The 18,450-nt window shown below is 64.2% G+C and carries 5 protein-coding genes and 1 pseudogene; all 6 read right to left on the minus strand.

Annotation, left to right across the window (positions count from 1 at the left end; translation table 11 throughout):
- Positions 1 to 277: 277 nt before the first annotated feature.
- The 6 genes and pseudogenes from OG617_RS02630 to OG617_RS02655 all read right to left on the minus strand — a co-directional run bounded on the left by OG617_RS02630 (position 278) and on the right by OG617_RS02655 (position 18,440).
- On the minus strand, positions 278 to 1,243 hold the full coding sequence (locus tag OG617_RS02630) for a hypothetical protein (RefSeq protein WP_405098344.1): 966 nt from the start codon (positions 1,241 to 1,243) through the stop codon (positions 278 to 280).
- Between the two features lie 53 nt (positions 1,244 to 1,296).
- A complete protein-coding gene (locus OG617_RS02635; RefSeq protein WP_405098346.1) occupies positions 1,297 to 1,683 on the minus strand; it encodes a peptidase inhibitor family I36 protein in 387 nt (128 codons plus the stop codon).
- Between the two features lie 231 nt (positions 1,684 to 1,914).
- On the minus strand, positions 1,915 to 2,040 hold the full coding sequence (locus tag OG617_RS02640; RefSeq protein ID WP_405098348.1) for a hypothetical protein: 126 nt from the start codon (positions 2,038 to 2,040) through the stop codon (positions 1,915 to 1,917).
- A 45-nt stretch (positions 2,041 to 2,085) separates the two neighbouring features.
- Positions 2,086 to 2,922 carry an IS5 family transposase gene (locus OG617_RS02645; RefSeq protein ID WP_405098350.1) on the minus strand — a complete coding sequence of 279 codons (837 nt, stop codon included), beginning with the start codon at positions 2,920 to 2,922 and terminating at the stop codon, positions 2,086 to 2,088.
- Between the two features lie 406 nt (positions 2,923 to 3,328).
- A pseudogene (locus tag OG617_RS02650) lies at positions 3,329 to 4,110 on the minus strand (transposase family protein).
- Positions 4,111 to 4,646: 536 nt separating this feature from the next.
- Positions 4,647 to 18,440, minus strand: a complete 13,794-nt coding sequence (locus OG617_RS02655; RefSeq protein WP_405098352.1) for a protein-glutamine glutaminase family protein — start codon at positions 18,438 to 18,440, stop codon at positions 4,647 to 4,649.
- Between the last annotated feature and the right edge of the window lie 10 nt (positions 18,441 to 18,450).

An 18,450-nucleotide genomic window follows, 5' to 3' on the forward strand; every position in this document is an offset into this window, starting at 1 on the left:
CGCCTCGACATCGTCCAACCCGACCAACACGACACCGATCAAGCCGATCCCACCCCGATCGCCGCCTAACGGCTGACGCCCAGTTCGACAGCCGGAAGAAGTGCTCCGCTGGGCTCGTGACGGCCCGCGCTGGTAGGTCCCCGCCGCCCCACCTTTCATCACACCGCCACCACCAACGAATCCCAGCCGGGCCCGGCTGTGCCCACAGACCTACACCAACAACGGCAGGTGAAGACCTCAAATACGAGACGCTGAGTGCCCTGCTGGAACGATCGTCTCAGCGCTCTGGATGGCGCTCCTTGAGTACGTCCCTGGCCAACTCCACGGTACCCGTCAAGCGCATCCGTTCCGCATCCAGCTTCTCCCGGTTTTGCTTGATCGCCTGGTTCTGGTAGGCGACTTCAACAGCATGCCAAACACCCACGAGATTGACCTCGTGCTTGCACGCGACATCGGCTCTGGCGATGGATATCTCCTCAGAGCTCGGCTCGGTGGTCTCACGCCATGCGGGATCGCCATTGGGTCCCCAAACATCCTTGTAGTGGAAACCCGCCTTCGCCATGCACTCACCCCATCGCAGCATGGCGTCCCGCGTCCGCTTGTCGTCTTCCGCGCTATCGTTGGCTTGTTTGTCCAACAATTCAACGAGCGAACCCGCTCTTGCCCGGGACGGTCCGTCGTCCAGCTTCTCGCGCGCCTCGCCCTGACATCCGCCCTGCGGCACCACTTTTCCATTTACGTGGCTCGGACCTCTTCCCGTATAGACGGTAACCGCCTCGGCAGACAGCGTTGGTCGTTGCTGGATGTCCGACTCTGTCGAGGCTTCCTCCTTGGCAGGGCGATAACCGTTGGCTGTCGCCAACGCCATGTCCAGTAGGCCGTAACGGCGTGCATAGCGCCCCTCAGAGGGACCTTGCGCCGAGGAGAAATTTGGAAGCTTTTCCGAGATCCCGAATCGGCGTAGGCAATCCTCTGCCAAGGCCGCCTCAGCACGGTTGACCACGACCCGCTCGTCCCCGGACAGCACGTAGGCGTCCAAGGGAAGGACCAGGTTGTCGGCGGTCTTCAGTACCGGCACCTCACTCAGTTCCGGCGGCCCCACCGACACTCCACCGCTGTCGGCACCGCACCCCCCCAATGCCAGCAATGCGACCAGGGTCGCCGCTCGCCCTACCCAAAATCTCGCTGTCATGCCATCCTCCCGCACCCCGATGGGCATTTTCGCGATCTTTCCGGGTGCCATGACGCAGCCTGATGAGCCACGTCATGGCACACCGATTTTAGTGGATTCAGCCTTCAGCAGCTGTCGTCCCACCGGCCACTGAATCGCACCGAGGTGATCTGATCGTTGTAATCCCCCATCGACGTCCACCAGGTGCCACGAGGTCTCACCAACCGCCAACCATTGTAGTTCGCGTGCTCGTAGTAGCAGTTGACGTACCACGAGTCGTTAATGACACTGGAAGTATGATCGTTCCAGCCCCCAAGATCCGGGGTGTTTTGGTGCAGCATGGTGTAACTTCCCTGCCAGTCATTGTGCTCAAACAAGCAGGAGACGTTGTAAGACCAGCAGGTTTCCGCACCGGGACTAGCAGCCTGCGCACCGGTAGCACCGACAACGGAGACCGACAACCCACAGAACGCGGCCAAGAGAAGGGAGATAAGGCGACGCTTGGATAACATAGCTAGCTCCTTTTCGGATCGTCGTGATCACCAGTGTCCGCAGCATACGCACACGCGAGGCCTGGATCCACAGGAAGCACACCTAAGATTGCGAAGGGTTTTCGGAGGCGAACCGAAAGGATTAGCCGCTATGAGGGGTAGCAGCCAATTTCGGTGGTATTCCCGACGAGCTGGAGCAACGCCTAGGGTGGTAGGCATGCCTCCTGAACACCCAGGGCCCCGGCAAAGTCGTCAGGTGCTGCCGAGCAGGGCCAGGGGGCGGGTGCTGTCGCGGGCGTGGTGGCGGTTGGCGGCGGCGATGTTGATGATGCCGGTGATGCGGGGTGCGTCGATGGCGGCGTTGCCCAGGGCTGCCATGACCTGAGAGGACGTCTGATTCACGTATTTTGCCGGTTATTGGGTTTAGCTGTGTCGCCAGGTTGGGGTGGTTTCGGTGGTGAGGCGTTTGGCGAGGTTGTCGATCATGGCGATGGTGATCATGCTGGCGGAGTTGTCGGGTCGGGCTTCGTAGTCGCGGACGAGTCGGCGGTGGTGCGTGAGCCAGCCGAGGGTGCGTTCGACGACCCATCGGCGTTTGACCACGCTGAAGCCTTTGGCTTCCGGGTTCTTGGTGACGATTTCGACGTCGACGTCGAGTTGGGCGCCGTGTTCGATGACGCGGTTTTTGAATCCGGCGTCGACCCCGGTTTTGGTCGGGGTGGGGTGGGTGGTGGTGGCCTGGTCGAGCAGGTTCATGCCGATGGTGTTGTCGCTGGTGCTGGCTGCGGTGACGGCGACGGCGAGGAGTAGGCCGAGGGTGTCGGTGATGATGCCGCGTTTGCGGCCTACGATCTTCTTTCCGGCGTCGATGCCTTGTGTGGACGGTGGGACGTTGGTGGAGGTCTTCACGCTCTCGCTGTCCATGATGGATGCCGTGGGACTGATTCCGCGGCCGTGGTGGTCGCGCACGAGGCCGGTGAGGTCGTAGTTCAGCTCGGTGAAGATGCCTTCCTTGCTCCAGGCGGCGAAGTAGCCGTAGACCGTCGCGTGGGGTGGGAAGTCGTGGGGCAGGTAGCGCCAGGCGATGCCGGTGCGGTTGACGTACAGGATGGCGTTGAGGATCTCGCGGAGGTCGTGGGTGGGGGCGCGGCCGCTGACGCCGGCGTCGGTGCGGGCCTGCCGCCAGGCGGACAGGCGGGGCGCGATCAGCGCCCACCGGGCGTCGGACAGGTCGGACAGATAGGCGCGTCGTTCGGTCATGGAGCAGGCGTACGGCGTCCGGGCGCCGGCGCGACGGACATCATGTCCGTCGATGTCGGGGTGAAAGTGAACCAGACACGATCGCGGGGTGAAACGCGCCGATTCCGGTCAGGGTTGCCTCGGGCGGGATGTGTTCGTTCTGGGTTGGGTCGGACATCTTGCGCTACCGAGGTCGAGACGTGAATCGGCCACTACTGGCGCGAAGGAGAAACAAACGTCCAGTGAGGTCCGGTGCCGGTGCGGATCTGGGAGCGGTCTTCGTCGTAGGTGACGTCCCCCACCCGGTGGACCTTGTTCTCGACCGACCAGTGGCTGCGGATCTAGCCGGCCAGCTGGGCGGGTTTGGTGTCGTGCATGCGCAGGCCGGTGATGGCGTAGATGGTCTCGGTGGTGAAGTGAGCCCTTTTCATCGTGGGTTTCGGCTGGTCTGGACGTGATGTAGGACGAGGATGGCCTGGACGATTGTGGTGGCGCGTCGGGGGCAGCAGCACAGTGTGTCAGGACTTTCCAGCCCTTGAGGGTGGCGACGGCGCGTTCGCCGACGGCTCGGATCTTGGCGTGGTGGCGGTTGACGGTCTTCTGCCGGCGGGACAGTCGGGGCCGGTGCGGACGGCGTTTGACGGCGTACGAACGGTGCCGCCGGCGCCTTGGTACGCCTTGTCGGCGAAGGTCATGACGTTCGCGTTGGTCAGCGCGGCGGTCAGGTCGGGGGTGCGGGTGGCGGTCAGGTCGTGCACGGTGCCGGGCAGGGCCGGCGATGCCCAGATCAGGCGCCCCTTGCAGTCCGCGATGACCTGCACGTTCACCCCGTGGCGCTTGTGCTTTCCGGAGTAGTGCGGCCTCTGATTCGCGACCCGTTCGATCGGGATCAGAGTGCCGTCGAGAATCGCGTACGCGAGCCGGCCGATGCGCCGTATGGGCCGCGTTCAGGTTCTCGGCGTGTACGGCGAGTAGGTCGATGGCTTCCCGGACGTACCGCCAAGCAGTGGTGACGCTGACCGCGAAGCCGCAGGCCAGACGGGTGATGGTGTCACCATTGCGGAGATGAGCCAGGGCGAGTAGGGCCTGCCGGCCGGCGTCGAGGCGCCACCACCGGCCCCGACGCCGGGCGCGTTCGGCGCGGATGAGATCGACCAGGTGGTTCAGGGCGCGGCTGGACAGCGCGACCGCGGACGGGTAAGACAGCACAGCGAGGCTCCCGGTTGGGGCATCGGATCTTGGTCGACTGCTGTCTTACCGGGAGCCCCTATGTCGACACCAGCTCTCCTCCGCGCCCACCGCGACCAGGCACATCACGATGAAAAGGGCTCAGTGTTTCGGTTGGTCGAGGCATCGTCGGCGGCGACGAATCTGTAGTGCCTGTGCGGCGTTTGGGAAGTCGATCCCGGTGGAGATCGTCAGGATCTTGAGGGTTCGGATCTCGCGGCGGCCGTGTCCGCGGTCGGTGTCGCGGGTAGCGTCCGGGACCGCTTATGCCATGGCAGGCGGGCGAGTTGGGTGTGCGGGCGGGGCTGGTTGCCTTTGACGGTGAGGATCCAGTGCGCGCCGCGTTCGGCGAGGTAGGTGACGTGGTCGCGTTGGCAGTGCAGCGCGTCGACGGTTATCACGGTGTCGCGGTTGTACACCGCCCTCCGGGACCTGCACGACCAGCTCGCGACTTGGCTCGGGTTGTGCCCCCTCTGCCACCAACCTGCCATGAACTAGTACCAACCTAACAAACACTACTAAGATTCCTGAATCTCCCCCCACCGTGCCAGGTCGCTGGTCATGATCGTGTGCAGCACGACGCTGTCGGCGAACCGCAACGCCTTCCTCATAGTATCGGCCGCGGCGACCAACAGATCCATCGACTCGAAAGTACTGTCTACATCGCCGATGAGGAGCACGGGCCCGGTCTCGAACGGAACCGCGTTCCTGAGATTCGACCTGATCTCGCTCTCCGGCCCAGTCACCCGGTTGTCCCGCAGGAGCAGCCCGGCGGGGATCACCTCGGCGACAAAGCCGCCGTTGAGCACCAGGACCTGCGGCAGGAGCGGCTCGATCTCTGACCCCCGCTCGAGCCACCGGCTACTTGGCAAAACCTCCCTGATTTGCGCCCGGGCTTGCCCGCTGCCGTTCTCTCCCGGCGACCAGGTCAGCCATTGGGCCATCGGAGCCCAGGACTGGCCGTCCTCCGGCACCTTGCGCTGAGCCAGGTAGGTGCCGTCCGCTTCCCGTGTCAGCAACCCGTTCGGACCCGTGACCCGACGGTTGAGGATCGCCGCGAACTCGTGGGCATCCTCTTGCAGCACCACCACCCCGGTTGGGCCGTCACTCTCGTTGAACGCCGGCAGCCACGACTGGACATCGGCCGGAGTCACCGGCCTGCCTGCTCCCGGAGAACCGATGACAATCACCCGCCCCTCGGAATCAGCCAACTCGAAGACCTTGGCAAGGAGGTTGGTGGGCACATCCCTGACATCGGCGTCACGCACCCATGCGATCGAGTCAAAGAGGGAAATCGACAATCCATCGGGAGCATGCCGCGGGATCCCTCCGCGAAAATTGACAAACTCGTCCTTCCGGTTTAGCCGGACAATCGTGTCAGCCATGGCAGTCGGGCGCATGACGAGAGAGCCAGCCGATATCCGCTCACCGACGACCGCCTGATGGAAGCGGTTCGCAAATACGGTACAGTTATTTCGGTAGAGATTGAAGTTTGCTTCCATCGCTTCGTGGAGGAATTCGAACCCACGCTTCAACTGGCGTCCGCTCACTTTGATTGCCAGCGTCTGCGTCGGCGGAATCGGATCAGGTGAGGAAATTCGAGGCGCGAAGTCATGGCCGCTGAAAAACCGCCTGACAAACTCGGACCGCGACAATCCTTGAGGCCGCGTCGGATAGAAGCCCAACGTCAACTTGCGCCCCAGTGCGAATGGCGCGGCGAGATCGCCGATCGGGAACCGAAATCCTACACTGGCATGACCTGTCTCAGCAAGGCCAACGCTGTCGGGAGGTCTCACACCGATAGTGAATTCAATACTGGCCGCATCCTGGTCGGGCAGGGCGTCAATCATACGATAGATCTCGTCAATCGAGCCGCCGCCATCCGTCGGACTAGCCACAAGCATTGTCCGTACGTCGGGAATCTCTTCGAACAGGGATCTGCCGTACCGAAGCCCATAGGATTCGTTCAGCTGAGCGAGGGTTACCGGATCACGCTCGACGCCCGCCAGCGCCATGATCGCCTGATCTGGGCCCCTGTCGCTGAGCACCTGGTGCAGCCTCGTAACAACGTCAGCAATTCCCGGAAAAGTGTCATCCGAATACTTTGGCACGTCCGGGTCCACCAGCCGCAAAGGCTGATAGCTATCCTTCAACATCCGGCTGAGAGCCACCTCATTTTCAGCCGCCATAAAAATCATGGCCAGTCGGCCCTTGAGGCCATCGACTTCCCCAAGGAGCCCCTGTCGGACCCCATTTTTACTTTCGAGAAACGCCTCGATCCGATTGGCCTGCTCGCCCAGGGCTATCCGATCTTCGTTCCTCAACGCGCTTTCCGCCGCTTGCATCCAGTGTTCCACTATCGTGGCTGCTTCCCGGACCCCGGACATGGCTTCGTAGTACGCCAACTTATGCACATTGCTCCGAACCCGGAAGTCGGTTTCCCGCAACGACTGCGGAGGACGTCGACTCGGTGAGGGCGTGTCATAGGCATCGATGCTGGCAATGAAGATCGTCGGACGCACCGGGGCACCACCAGCTCCCCAACTGGTCGGGTGACTCGCTCGATCTTCCACGAGCAGCGCCGCCAACTCGGCCGCAGTGTCTGCCTGGATCGTTCTGGCCGTGGGAATGCTAAGCCGCTGTGCCCACTCCTCTATCGGCACAGGTGAGCGCAGGCCGAGCGAGGGGTCCAATACCATCAATCGGATCTGGCGGTCGGAACCGAGAACGCTGACCGCAACCGCCGCATGGCTTTCCCATTCCACTTTCTTGTGGGGAGGAAGACCGTCGCCGCCGCCCTCGAAGTAAAGAGTGGTCGTTCCCCCGTTCGAACCGGCCGTGGCGAACACCTTGCTCGCGGTCACGCCACCTTCGAGTAATCTCATCGCCCACAGGTGAGCGCGAAGATGGGATCCGCGCTCGAGCATCCAGTTCCCGAGTCCCGACCAGGCCCCTAGAAATTCGCCATCATGGAGGTGGAGGTGGAAGGTCTTCATGTCCACCAGGCCATCGATTGCCCGGTGCGCTTCGGCCTGCGAAAGCGCGACCTGCCTGGGCACCTCAAGCGCGTAGTCCAACACGATGCCTGCTGATGGTTCGACGCCCAACAGATCTTCTCGCAGCGGCGAGCCGGACATCAGCCGGTAGGCATCGTTGATGGCCCATGCCTGGCGCCGGTTAACCGCCATTTCATCCAACATGGAGTTCAGCAGATATCTGCGCGGTCCACCGTTGACGACCTGCTTGAATTCCTCGGCCCATTTCAGGACTACCGGGTGCCCATGCAGGTGCACCGAGGGGTGCCCACTCTCCAGGTTGTCGAGCACCATCGCGCCGGACAATTTTGGCAGTGCGTAACCCGCGTGCTTTGCGGGCCTCTGGTCTACCAGTCTATTCAGGGCATCACCGCCGCCGAAAGCAATACGCCCCTCCTCGACCGCCGAGAAGATGCGCTTGTGGACGGTCTCCCGGAATGACGGAGGTTCGGTGACAGAGATCGCGTGGGCCCGGTACAACAGGCTGATTACCACTGTTGCGTCGACCACAGAACTGGAAAGCTCCTGGCTCAGCAAATAGTCGAGCGACCGGGTCGATTCTGGAGTGGCTGACGCGAACTCGTACCGATGACTGCCGTCGGGGCGATCGAGGACGATCAGCGTGTCGGTCACCACGTCGGGAACATCCTCGCCCTCGCCCATGTAGAGCAGGTTCCAGTCGTTCAGCTCAGCAACCAGGACGTACACGAGCTGGGGCGTCGCGGTCACCATCAGGCCATGCTGCAGGTCCTCCACCGCTCGCCGATCGATCTCCTCGAGGAGCAAGTCATCGGGGTGGGAATCAACATTTCCATACCCGCCGTTGACGAGATGACGGTAGCGGTCGGGCGCTGCCCGAAAGCGATCTACAAGGGAGCTGTGGACCGCCCTCTCCTGCGTGTCGTCCCAGAAGAGTCCGGCCGCCAGGTAGATTTCCCCGACTATCCGGCTGTGTGGGGCCAAGACGATCAGTGGTTCAGTCGCGGTGGGAAGCTCCTGCCCGTTCCAGTCGGGGTCGATCTGAAAGTCGGGCCTCGGAATAACATCCGGGTTCGGGTCGCTTTCGAGCCTGGCGGGAATCGCGACCTTCGGATCGACTGGCCCTGCGACCGCCGAGGTCGATTCCTGTGCGGGCTCCGCCTGTCCCGCCGGGTTCTGATCCGGCGCCACATCCTGCGGTGATGAGGGCGGGCCGTCAGTGTCGCCGATTGGTGCTGTCTGTGCCGGGCCGCCCTCGTCCGGGATCCGCGAATTGAACCCTGCCCGGGTGGTCGGGCGGTCGTCGTTGACCGGTCCGCGCTCCGCCGCACCGTGCCGCCGGATCAGGTCGCCGCCGCTGAGCACCTGCCCGACTTCGATCTCATCGATGGCGAACAGATGACGAGGGGCAAGCACGGCCTGACCGTCGAGGAAGCGACCGGCCGCGGTAGCAGGGAAGATCCGGTTGCGGTCACCGTGGCGACGCGGGTCACCCGTCGCTGGTGAACCGGTGTCTACCGGGAGCATCCGCCGCTGGCGCAGCACGTCACCACCCGGCCGGTCGTAGTACTCCTCGCGGATACCGAAGCGGTGGAGCACCTCCTCCAGGATCTCGGCGGGCGTCATCCCGACGGTCCACTCCTGCGTGTTGGGTCGTCCCGCCGGCTCTAGCCTGATCACCCCGTGGGCATCCGCTGCGGAGGCGTCGATGTCCACCACGAAGTGGGCCACCGCACCATCGGTGGACCGGTAGCCGGCGTTCATCTGGTGCAGAACCTCACGCAGCCTGTCCCGCACACCGCCGAGCGCCGCGTGGTCCACTCCCTCACCCAGCCGCACGTCCAGCCGCAACGTGCGCTCCCGCACCCGGGAGACCAGCCCGGTAGCCGGATCAGCCACTCGGAACTGCTGGATGTCGTAGTGCACGTCCACCGCCCGGGTAAGCCGTCGCCCTCCTTCATCGACCGTGTCCAGCGTCTCCGCCAGTTCGGTCGACACCATCCGCCGCGGTGCGGTAGATCGCAGGCCAGCCCACAGCGACTCATCCAGCCTGGCCTGGGGCGCAAACCAATCCGCGGTGAGATCAGCACGCCGGAGCCAGGACCGGTCCGCCAGAATCGACCGTCCCTCAGCAGCGGCACGCGCGAAATCGCGCCGGGCTAGTTCCTCGTCCAACCGCAGGGCAAACGCTTCCGGATTCTCGGCGCCCACGCCCACCATCGGATGAAGCTCGACCACCCGATCGAGGAAACCACTGTCCTCGACATACTGCGCTAGCCTGCCTGCGTCCCACCGCACATGCGATCCGTCGCTTGTCGGGACCACAAGCCCACCGCGGTCGAACTCGACGCCAAGCGGCGTCGCGGCGGCCTGATCCCCGGCCGGCCGCGTTCCGGCATCCAAACGCGGTTCCCCGACCGGGGAGTCGTTCCGCTCTGTTCGGACGACTCCTGGACCGTTATCCTCCAGGATGAGCGGCCCGGCTACCGGCAGGTCTCCGCCCGGGTGATCCAGGTCCACCAGGATCTCGGCGGGCGTCATCTCCTGCGTGTTGCGTCGTCCCGCCGGCTCTAGCGTGATCACCCCGTCGGCATCCGCTGCGGAGGCGTCGATGTCCACCCCGGGATCTGGAAGGACCAAGTTGTTCGAACTCCACGCCTGAGTGCCTTCCCAATAATCATCGGAATCGGCAAGGCCCTCGATTTCTAAAATGATGTCCAAATCGATGTCGCTGTAAAACGGATCCGCAGTTCTCTCGTCAGCATCTTCGGTGTTATTGAGGCGATTTTGAGTCGCGTCAACGATCTGCGTCGACGCCACTTCGACCGAGACAGCTAGTTCGACGACACCCTCAGCCACGGTGTCCTCTGTCTCGGAACGGCGACTGACAATCAGGTCCGACTGGTAGTCGACGTGCGGATTTATCGCCGTCAGCTTGTCATACAGTTCGCTACCGAGAGCTCGCTCCACGAGATTGACAGCAAGTGAACCCTCGATACTTGAATGCGTCTTGATCTCAAGGTCAACCCAATTGCCGAGATGGCTGTGCAGGACGGCGAACTCACCCAGCGCTTCAGCGAACGGCTTGACACGCAGGCGGAAACGATCGCTGGCATCACTCCCAACGTCGCCGCTGGAATCCTGGGTAAGCTCATCTGACGCCAACGCGATCGTGGACGATATGGCGAGCTTCCGCTCCAGGTGCCCGATCCGCTCTGCGACACCGTTTGCGGTCTCCCAACCCGCCGGTGCCACATCGGGCAGCACTGCGCCCTGCATTGCTGTGTCGATACGCCACAGGTGCCGTGGCCTGAAATGGGATTCGACTCCAAATAGGTTGGACATGAGCGAATCATCGTAGTGGGCGGCGCCTCGCGCTCCCCGTCTAAGGAGGTTTGGGAAGATCCGCTGCTGCAGTTCCCTGCTAAAAGAGTCCAGGTCCGATTCCGAGTACCACTCATACCAGGTACCTTTACCTGGCATACCTGTTCCGGGCTTAACTCTGACCATCAGGTGAGACTGAGACGGATCCTCGACAATCTCAATCTCGGCCCGGAGAGTGACCCCCGCGAACGGTCTATTGTCCAAGCGCTGCTCGTGGAAATCGGTCTCGGTCTCGTTGCTAACCTCCCTCAGACGTGACGATACGCTCAGACGCTGGTTGAGCTGTGCCAACCCGTCTTCGACAGTTTGGCGTGCGCCTTGGAGCACCAGCTCCTTCTGGTCCGGTGTCAGCGTGGGGTCCGGTCGAAGGTACACCCGCTGGGTTCTGATCCGAGTCCAGCTCCGGCCGCCCTCAGGACGCGGCTGCGACGACCACGTCTCGTCAAACAGCCGGTCGATCCCTGCTTCCTTAAGCCCCATACTCACCGATGCAAGAGAGGGCGCCTGGAAAATAATGGCACCGGCGCCGTGGTTATCGTACTCCTCTCCAAGGCCCAGGTAATGCAACAGTTCGTGAGCGATCGTGTCAGGGCTAGCACCCGCAGGCCACTTGTTCTGGGATGCGCCGTTGTAGGGGCCACCATCGATGACGAAGATCGTTTGATGGGCTTTGTAGGGGGCGTCGACGAATTCGACGTTTAACCGGAACTCGTCACCACGCGCGCCCAGATAGTCGACCGGCTTGAAGAATCTGCCCACGTTGAACTTCTTCAGCGCCTCAGCCGTCGTGCGTCTAACTCTCCCGAGCTGGTCATCCGTGACCGTCTCATCTTCCGGTTGCAAATAGAGTCTGATGGTATATTCGCGCACCACCTGCATCTCGTGTGTTTCGGGGTGCCTCACCCAACCACGCCGAAGATCATACGCGTATACTTGGCCAACCAGCGTGGAGGTCGCTCGTGTCTCTGAGGCACCCCTGTCCCAGACCTGAGTCGGTGTCGCCCACATAGTATTGACGGTTTGCACTGGCAGCAGCCTCCTGTGCTGCTGCCAGTCCTCCTGCCACCATTCGGCAGGCAGAGGTTTCGAGTTGTCGGACCAACCGGTTTGGCCAGCCGGAGCCTCATAGTGCCGGTCGCGTAGCCCGGCAACCGCTTCCCGGGTCCCGCGATCCACAAGCTGGTTGTCCATGACGGCCTTGCGCAGGTCCATGCCAGCCGAGGCACGAATCTCCAGGGGTGTACGTGTAGATGATTGTGAAAGTGACGCAAAATGGTCACTTACCCTATCCATCGTACTCGTCCGCAGAATGTACCAAGGCACTCCGGAGACGTCTTCGGGCTGCTGGCCCGATATGATGGCTTCGAGTTTCTCGGCCACTTCACCTATCACCAGATCGGCCGGACTGGCCGTCGCTATGCCGCCGGGCATCTGACGGTTTGAAATCAGTGACTCGAGCTCCTCGGCCGCGTTGCGCATCGCCTGACCGTCGAACCCATCCCTCTCCACCCGGTCCAGGATTTTGTACACCGACGTCTGCAAGGCTAGGTCGTTTGTCAGGCGAGGCGTCAGATGACGGAGCAGATCAACCCGAATCACCCGCCCGGTTTCCGGCACTCCCACCAGCCATTCCGCAGGAAGCATCCCCGCGAGGAGCTCGCCGAGGCGCTGAAGCTGCGTGCCCGCACCTTGGCCGATCGCCGCGAGATCACCGAGGGCCGTGACGACCTGGCGCAGGTCTCTCGGGTTCGCCACGATGGCCTGTAGTGCTTGTTCCAGCAGGCCAAGGTGCGCGGTCCCGACGAGGCCGATGCCAGAGGCGAGCCAGGCCGCCACCAACACCACCCGGCGTCGTGCCGGAAGGACGGCGTCCACCAACCGGATGGCCTCCCAGATCTCGTCCGGTGTTACCGCCCTCGAGAGCGTGTTGAGGTCCAAGGCTATACGGTCGACAGACTTCGACTCGTCGAAGATGTTCGTAACCACGTTCTGCAACGTAACGACGTCCGGCGAACCCATCGGCGAATCCGCCCACAGCTTCAAACGACTGATCAATCGCGCTGCGGTAATGTGCGGTATTGTCTTATCCGAGATTCTGCCTAACAGGTCGCCAATCAGGTTCAGCCGCCGTGGGGAAATCTGGTCGGCGAGCATCACCAGCGCTTCGGCGACCTGCGGCAGGTCCTCCGAACTCCGTCTCGCCATTTCTTTTAGGTCTTCCACGGATATGCCTTCATCCAGTGCCGCTTGTAGCACCTCCTGTGCCGAAGAGGACACTGAACCCTGCAGCTCCAGCGCGAGGACCGAGATCAGCTTCGCATGGTCACGGCTGTCGAGCGCATCCCGTACCGCCGTTTCGAACCTGGCCAACTCGGCAGCCGATAGCTGATCCCGAAGCTTCCGCCACGCCCCCCGCCGGTCCGCTATCTGTGCTGCCGAGCCCTGATCGAGTACGGGATGGGCATCGCCGCCGACCACGTCAGCCACCAGGCTGCGAACCTTCCCCGCGCGCGGATCACCCGCAGGTAACGCCAGCCGATTCATGACATAGGCCGCAGCCGTCTGCGCCGCCTGCGATGAGTCGACCTGTCGGAGCGCACCCAACACCATGCGCGCCGAGTCCCCCGACGCCGACGTCAGGGCAAAGGTCAGTCCTGGAGGCAGATGCTCTCCTCCTGCGTCACCACCAGCCAACACCGGCTCAAGCGCTGCGTGTAGCGGATCCGCCTTCGACACCGCGCTCAACACCCACGCCCGGGCTAACCGCTCCTGATCGGAAGATCTGGCCAGATCCAACGCCCCATCAACAACGCCCTTCTGGAGGCGATCGGGAAGCACCTGACGAGCCCGCCGAAACACATCCACAACGTCAACGTCGCTGAAAGGCTGACTAGAATCCGCAGCCACTTCAATCGCATGCTGCATCATCGAAGCCGCCCCCGACCCGAGGTCGACTCCATACACGACCGGCGTAAACCAGCTCTGCAAGGCGCGGTGAGGCGCTACTGGAAGCACATCCGATATTGCTTCATAGAGATCCGAAAAATCCGCCTCACCCTCGGGAAGCAGATTCACGGCATTGGCGACTCGGCGGGCTGCATCAGCTCTGAGCTCCGGAGACGACGAGGCCACCAACCCGATCACCGCAGAAATGAGCTCGTATCTGACGGCATCAGGTAGCTGGCCCGTCGCCATATTCGTCAGATAAACGCCCACAGTATTCGAATACGAATCACGTGATAGCACGGCACGCAGCGCGGCGAACATAGCGTTCGATCCATCGGAAACGGCCCTCAATCTAGTCAGTTGATCAGCGAGGCCACGCAGATCGAGCTGTTGTCCATCCTCTACATTTTCGAACAGTCGCAGTAACATAAAAGCGGGATTGGCATTTTCAATCGGAATTCCAGCCGCCGAGATGAGCCACCCGATATTCAACCCCATTGTTAACCGCGATGACAGAGCAGAAGCATCATGAACCACCCCACGCAAGACGGTCACAAGCTCGTCGTGGAAATGATTGGAAACCAGGGAATGAAGCCGAGCAACGCCCTCAACTATTTCACGCATTGTTATGCGCTCGTTCGTATCCTCGACCAATGCCAGAAGGAACTGGATCGATCGCGCGTGCTCCGTGGGAACCCCTAGCCGCGACAATTCCTCCAACTTGTCGACGGCGGGCCCCTCGTCCTCGATCGCCTGGTCGATCGCTGCCACCTGTCCCTCAGTCAGGTTGGCGAGCGTCGGAAGAAGGTAGGTCGCCGCGATAGTCAGCCGAACGTTAACGGATGAGTCACCCATCAGATCCAACAGCGTGTCTTTCAGTTCGTCCGGGTTATGGACCAGGCGCAACCTGTCCAACCACTCACTCGCCGCGTGTACGCCGCGACTGATGGCATCAACCGTCGGTAGCGCCGATGCGACCGGCGCGGCGGAGCGCAGGTGCTCCTCGTACCGGTTGTCGACGCCAAGCGGTGTCGCGGCGGTTTGGTCCCTGTCCGGCCGTGTTCCGGCGTTCAAGCGCGGTTCCGCGGTCGGGGAGTTGTTCCGCTCTGTTCGGGCGACTCCTGGGCCGTTGTTCTCTAGGATGAGGGGCCCGGCTGCCGGCAGGTTTCTGCCCTGGTGGTCCAGGTCTACCACGTCGGCGGTCACGGTGTCGGGGTTGGCGGTCTCCGCGAAGGCATCCCCGGCGGTCTTTTCACGGGTGAGCCAGGTGGGTGCGCTGTCGCGTTCGTATAGTCGGTGGATCTCGGTGGCGGCTTTGCGGCGGTAGGAGTCGGCCAGGTTGGCGAGGACCGGGTTGGTGAGGGGCTGCTGGTCGGCGTTTGGCTTGGTTAGGTCGGCGAAGTCTGCTCCGGCGCGGCGCAGGGCGTCCTCGGCGCGGACGTCGAACACCAGGTCGGCGTTGATCCGGTGGGCCACATCGGCCTGGATGTCGGCCAGGCGTCGGCTCAACGCGTCGTCGAGTTGGGGTATCTTCCCCTGCGCGAACGCGTTTCGGCTGACTGCCTCGATGGGGGCGAGCACGTCGGCGGCGACATCCTCGAACAGTCTGCCGAGCGTGGTGTGGGTGATCTGAGCCTCGGGGCCATCGGAGTTGGGCCTGGCCAGATGCGCGTCGATGTCGACCGGTGGGGCGTCCGGTGTGGTCAGGTACAGGGTGTCGAACTGACCTCTCACGACGTCGACGAAGGCTTCTCGGATGCTGTCCTGCTGGTCACGCCGCCACAGGGCGAACCACACCTCCGCCCCGGCGCGGCTCTCGATCTCGGCCATCCGGCGGTCCAGTGCCGTGTCAAGGTCCGCGAGGGTGGTGGGCGCGCTGACCGGGCCGTCGGTGTTGGACCTGGGCGCCGGGGTGTCGGTTTCGGCGTGTTCCGACCATGCGCGCACCAGGTCGCTGACCGCGCGGGTGTCCACGCCTCCCAGGTCCGCGCCCGCCGTGGTGAATTCGCCCACCTGAGTGGCGGGGTTGGTGTCGGCTGCGCGGGTGTGCCCGCTCGCCCCTCCAGAGAGGATTTGCCGGACCTCGGCATAGGTGAGGTTCTCGTCGAAATCATCCGCTATGTCACGGATCATCCGGTCGATTTCGGCGACGCTGTGGTCGATCACGGACTCCTCGATCAACCGGCGCCGGATCTTGGCGTCGTGGCCGTCGACCAGGTCGCCCCGCCCGCCGCCAATCACGTCGTTTGGTGGCGCCGGATCCGGGTCATCGAGTCTGCCGGAGACCTCGGCCACCAACTCGGCGCGCTGCTGTGGGGTCAGTGGTCCGAAAGCGTCACCGGTGTGTGCCCGCAACGGCTCCAGCAGGTAGCTGGCCATGTTGTCGCGGACACGTTGGACGGCCTCGGGCGACATCGCCGTGGGCTCGTCGGACCGGGGGTTGGTGGTGGCGGCGGCCAGGTCGGTGATCCGACCGTCCAGCCGGTCGAGGATTGGTGCCAGGTCGGAGGCAAGGGCGACCCAGGTTTCGGCGGTGGCCAGGGCGTGACCATCGCCCCGCTCGAGTACTTCGGCGGTCAGCGTATCGCCCCGGTTGAGTACTTCGGCGGTCAGCATGTCGCGTAGGGCCTGCTCGGCGCGGGAGGACCAGGGGAGGTCCGCCTTCCGGGTATCCGCGACAAGGTCGTCCAGTAGGGACTGAACTGTGACCACAGGTTCGAAGCTGCTCTTGACCTGCGCGAGGACCGCGGGCCGTTGGGCATCGCGTTCCCGCCACCAGGCGCGTTCGTGTGCGGTGGGGGTGACGTCGGGTGACGGGCTGCCGGCCGCCGTGGCGTCGGCGACAGCGGGCGGGGCCTCGGGCGTGACAGCGGAGGTAGGGCTGTCGGCCGTGCTCGATGTGGCGACGCCAGACGCTCCCGATGTCGCGGCTGTGCTGGTAGCGGATGCCGAAGGGGATGGGGGGGAGGTCGGGGAGAGGCCGGGCAGGCCCGGCGTGGCCGAGCCGGTGGCCGGACGCACCGCCGACGCACTCGCGCCGGCCTGAGTAGTACCGGCCGGCCTCCGGCTGTGCCTGATCACCTGCGGCGTCGACTGAGTGGCCGCGGAGGAGGACGAGCCGCTGCCGACCACCGCCGAGGAGGACGAGGACGAGGCGGTGGGAACAGCCGAGGACCCGGTGGAGACCGTCGAGGAGGAGGACGATCCGGTGGGTACGGCCGTGGCGGTCGAACTGCTCAGGGAGGTGGCGTTTCCGCTCTGGGTGGCCGGTGCGGACGAGGATGTCGGAGCTGCCGGGGCAGGGCTCGTCTGCGTCGCGGGCGTGGCGGGGGCGGGAGCCGGGGCACCGCTGCCAGCGGCCTGGCCGACCGGAGTGCCGGTGGCCGTCGGCCCGGTCAACGTCGGGGCGGCGGGGGTGGGTTGGGCCGCCGCGGCCGGGGCTGCGGGCACGGCCGAGGCCGAGCCCTCGGACACACTCGCGAGCCCGCCGGCGATGGCAGAGGCACCAGAGACGGCAGAGGTGTCGGTGACGGCAGAGGCGCCGGTGACGGCGGAGGCGCCGGTGACGGCGGAGGCGCCGGTGGTCGTACCGGATGATGTTGCTGCCGGGGCGGCAACCGTGGGCGAGGAAGAGGCCGGCGCCGCCGCGGCGGACTCGGCGGTCGCGACGGGGGTGCCGGCCGTCGACGCGGCCGCGGTCGACGCGGCGGTCCCCTCGCCGGCCTGCGACTGCCCGGCATGCGATCCGGTGGTGGTGGCGGTGCCGGTCGCACCGCTGGTCGCACCGCTGGTCGCGGTGCCGGTCGCGGTGCCGGTCGCGGTGCTGGTCGCACCGCTGGTCGCGGTGCCGGTCGTTCCCGGAATGGTCGCCGGGGTTTCCGATTCGGTCTGGTTCGCGCCCTGAGCGGAAGCGGTCGAGCTTGCCGTCGATGTGGTGCCCGCTCCGCTGCTGCTGGTGGTGGCCGGGCTGGACGAGCCCATCGGGGCCGTCGAGTTGGAGAGGGGCGAGCTGCTGTCGCTGGGCAGGCCTGCCGTGCTGCCGAGCTCGGGTTTCGCGTCGCCGGATACTCTCCCCGCCGCGAGTGTCAGGGGGTTCGCGGCGCCGGGTGCGTGGGCGTGGGCGCCGGGGGCGGCGCCGAAGAGGCCCTCGGTGATGACCCGCCAGTCGAACTCGCCGGTGATGCCGGTCAGTGCGCCTGCGGCGATGGTGCCTGCCATGGCCCCCTCGGCCCCGTACTTGGCGATGAGCGCGGCTTTCTGGGCGGCCCTGCGCGCCATGCTGGCGCCAAGCGCGTCGTCGAAGAGCCTGGGTAGGAAGCGGCCCATTGTGGCGTCACCCGCCACCTTGGACAGCACGCCTGCGGGGGCCATGATGGCGCCGGTGATGGCAGCCATCTTGGTGGCCTCGACGTCCCAGTTCTCGCGCTTGGAGAACAACATTTGCAGGGTCTGGGTTCCGGCGTCCATGACAAGCTGCATGCCGAGTCCGTAGGCCAGCGCTCTCAGCAGCCAGTTGAGCATGGCCTTGGAGAAGATCCTGGCGAGGGTGATCCGAGCCGGGGCGAGCCAGAGCCCGAACAGCGTGCTCGCCAGAATGGCCAACTCGACCATCAGCTGGATCGCCGACGCGATGATCATCCACTTGGCGTACTCGACCTGTTCAGCGGACTGTTGCGCCGTTTGTCGCAGCGCCTTGGACCTTGTGGTGAGTTGGGCCAACCCCGGCCCGACTTTGGTCCGCATGAACGTTTCGAACTCAGTGGCCGACCCGCCGGACCATGCCTGCAACGTCGAGTCGGTCGCGGCGCCCACACCACCCGAAACCGATTCGAGGGCCGACGCCGCAGCTGCCCAGGCCGTTGCGAGGTCGTAGAGCTTCTGCTCATCGGCCTCCGGCCACTCCTCGCCGACGACGATCTCCAGAAACTTCTTCAACTCCGGCGAAGGCTGCCACGACGAGAAGGACACGGCTGCTCCA

The organism is Micromonospora sp. NBC_01412, assembly GCF_045040215.1.
Lineage (GTDB): Bacteria > Actinomycetota > Actinomycetes > Mycobacteriales > Micromonosporaceae > Micromonospora > Micromonospora rubida.

Bases quoted from the DNA above. Each gene is read 5' to 3' on its own strand.
- OG617_RS02630 (WP_405098344.1), bottom strand. From the start codon at position 1,243: ATGGCACCCGGAAAGATCGCGAAAATGCCCATCGGGGTGCGGGAGGAT.
- OG617_RS02635 (WP_405098346.1), bottom strand. From the start codon at position 1,683: ATGTTATCCAAGCGTCGCCTTATCTCCCTTCTCTTGGCCGCGTTCTGT.
- OG617_RS02645 (WP_405098350.1), bottom strand. From the start codon at position 2,922: ATGACCGAACGACGCGCCTATCTGTCCGACCTGTCCGACGCCCGGTGG.
- OG617_RS02640 (WP_405098348.1), bottom strand. From the start codon at position 2,040: ATGGCAGCCCTGGGCAACGCCGCCATCGACGCACCCCGCATCACCGGC.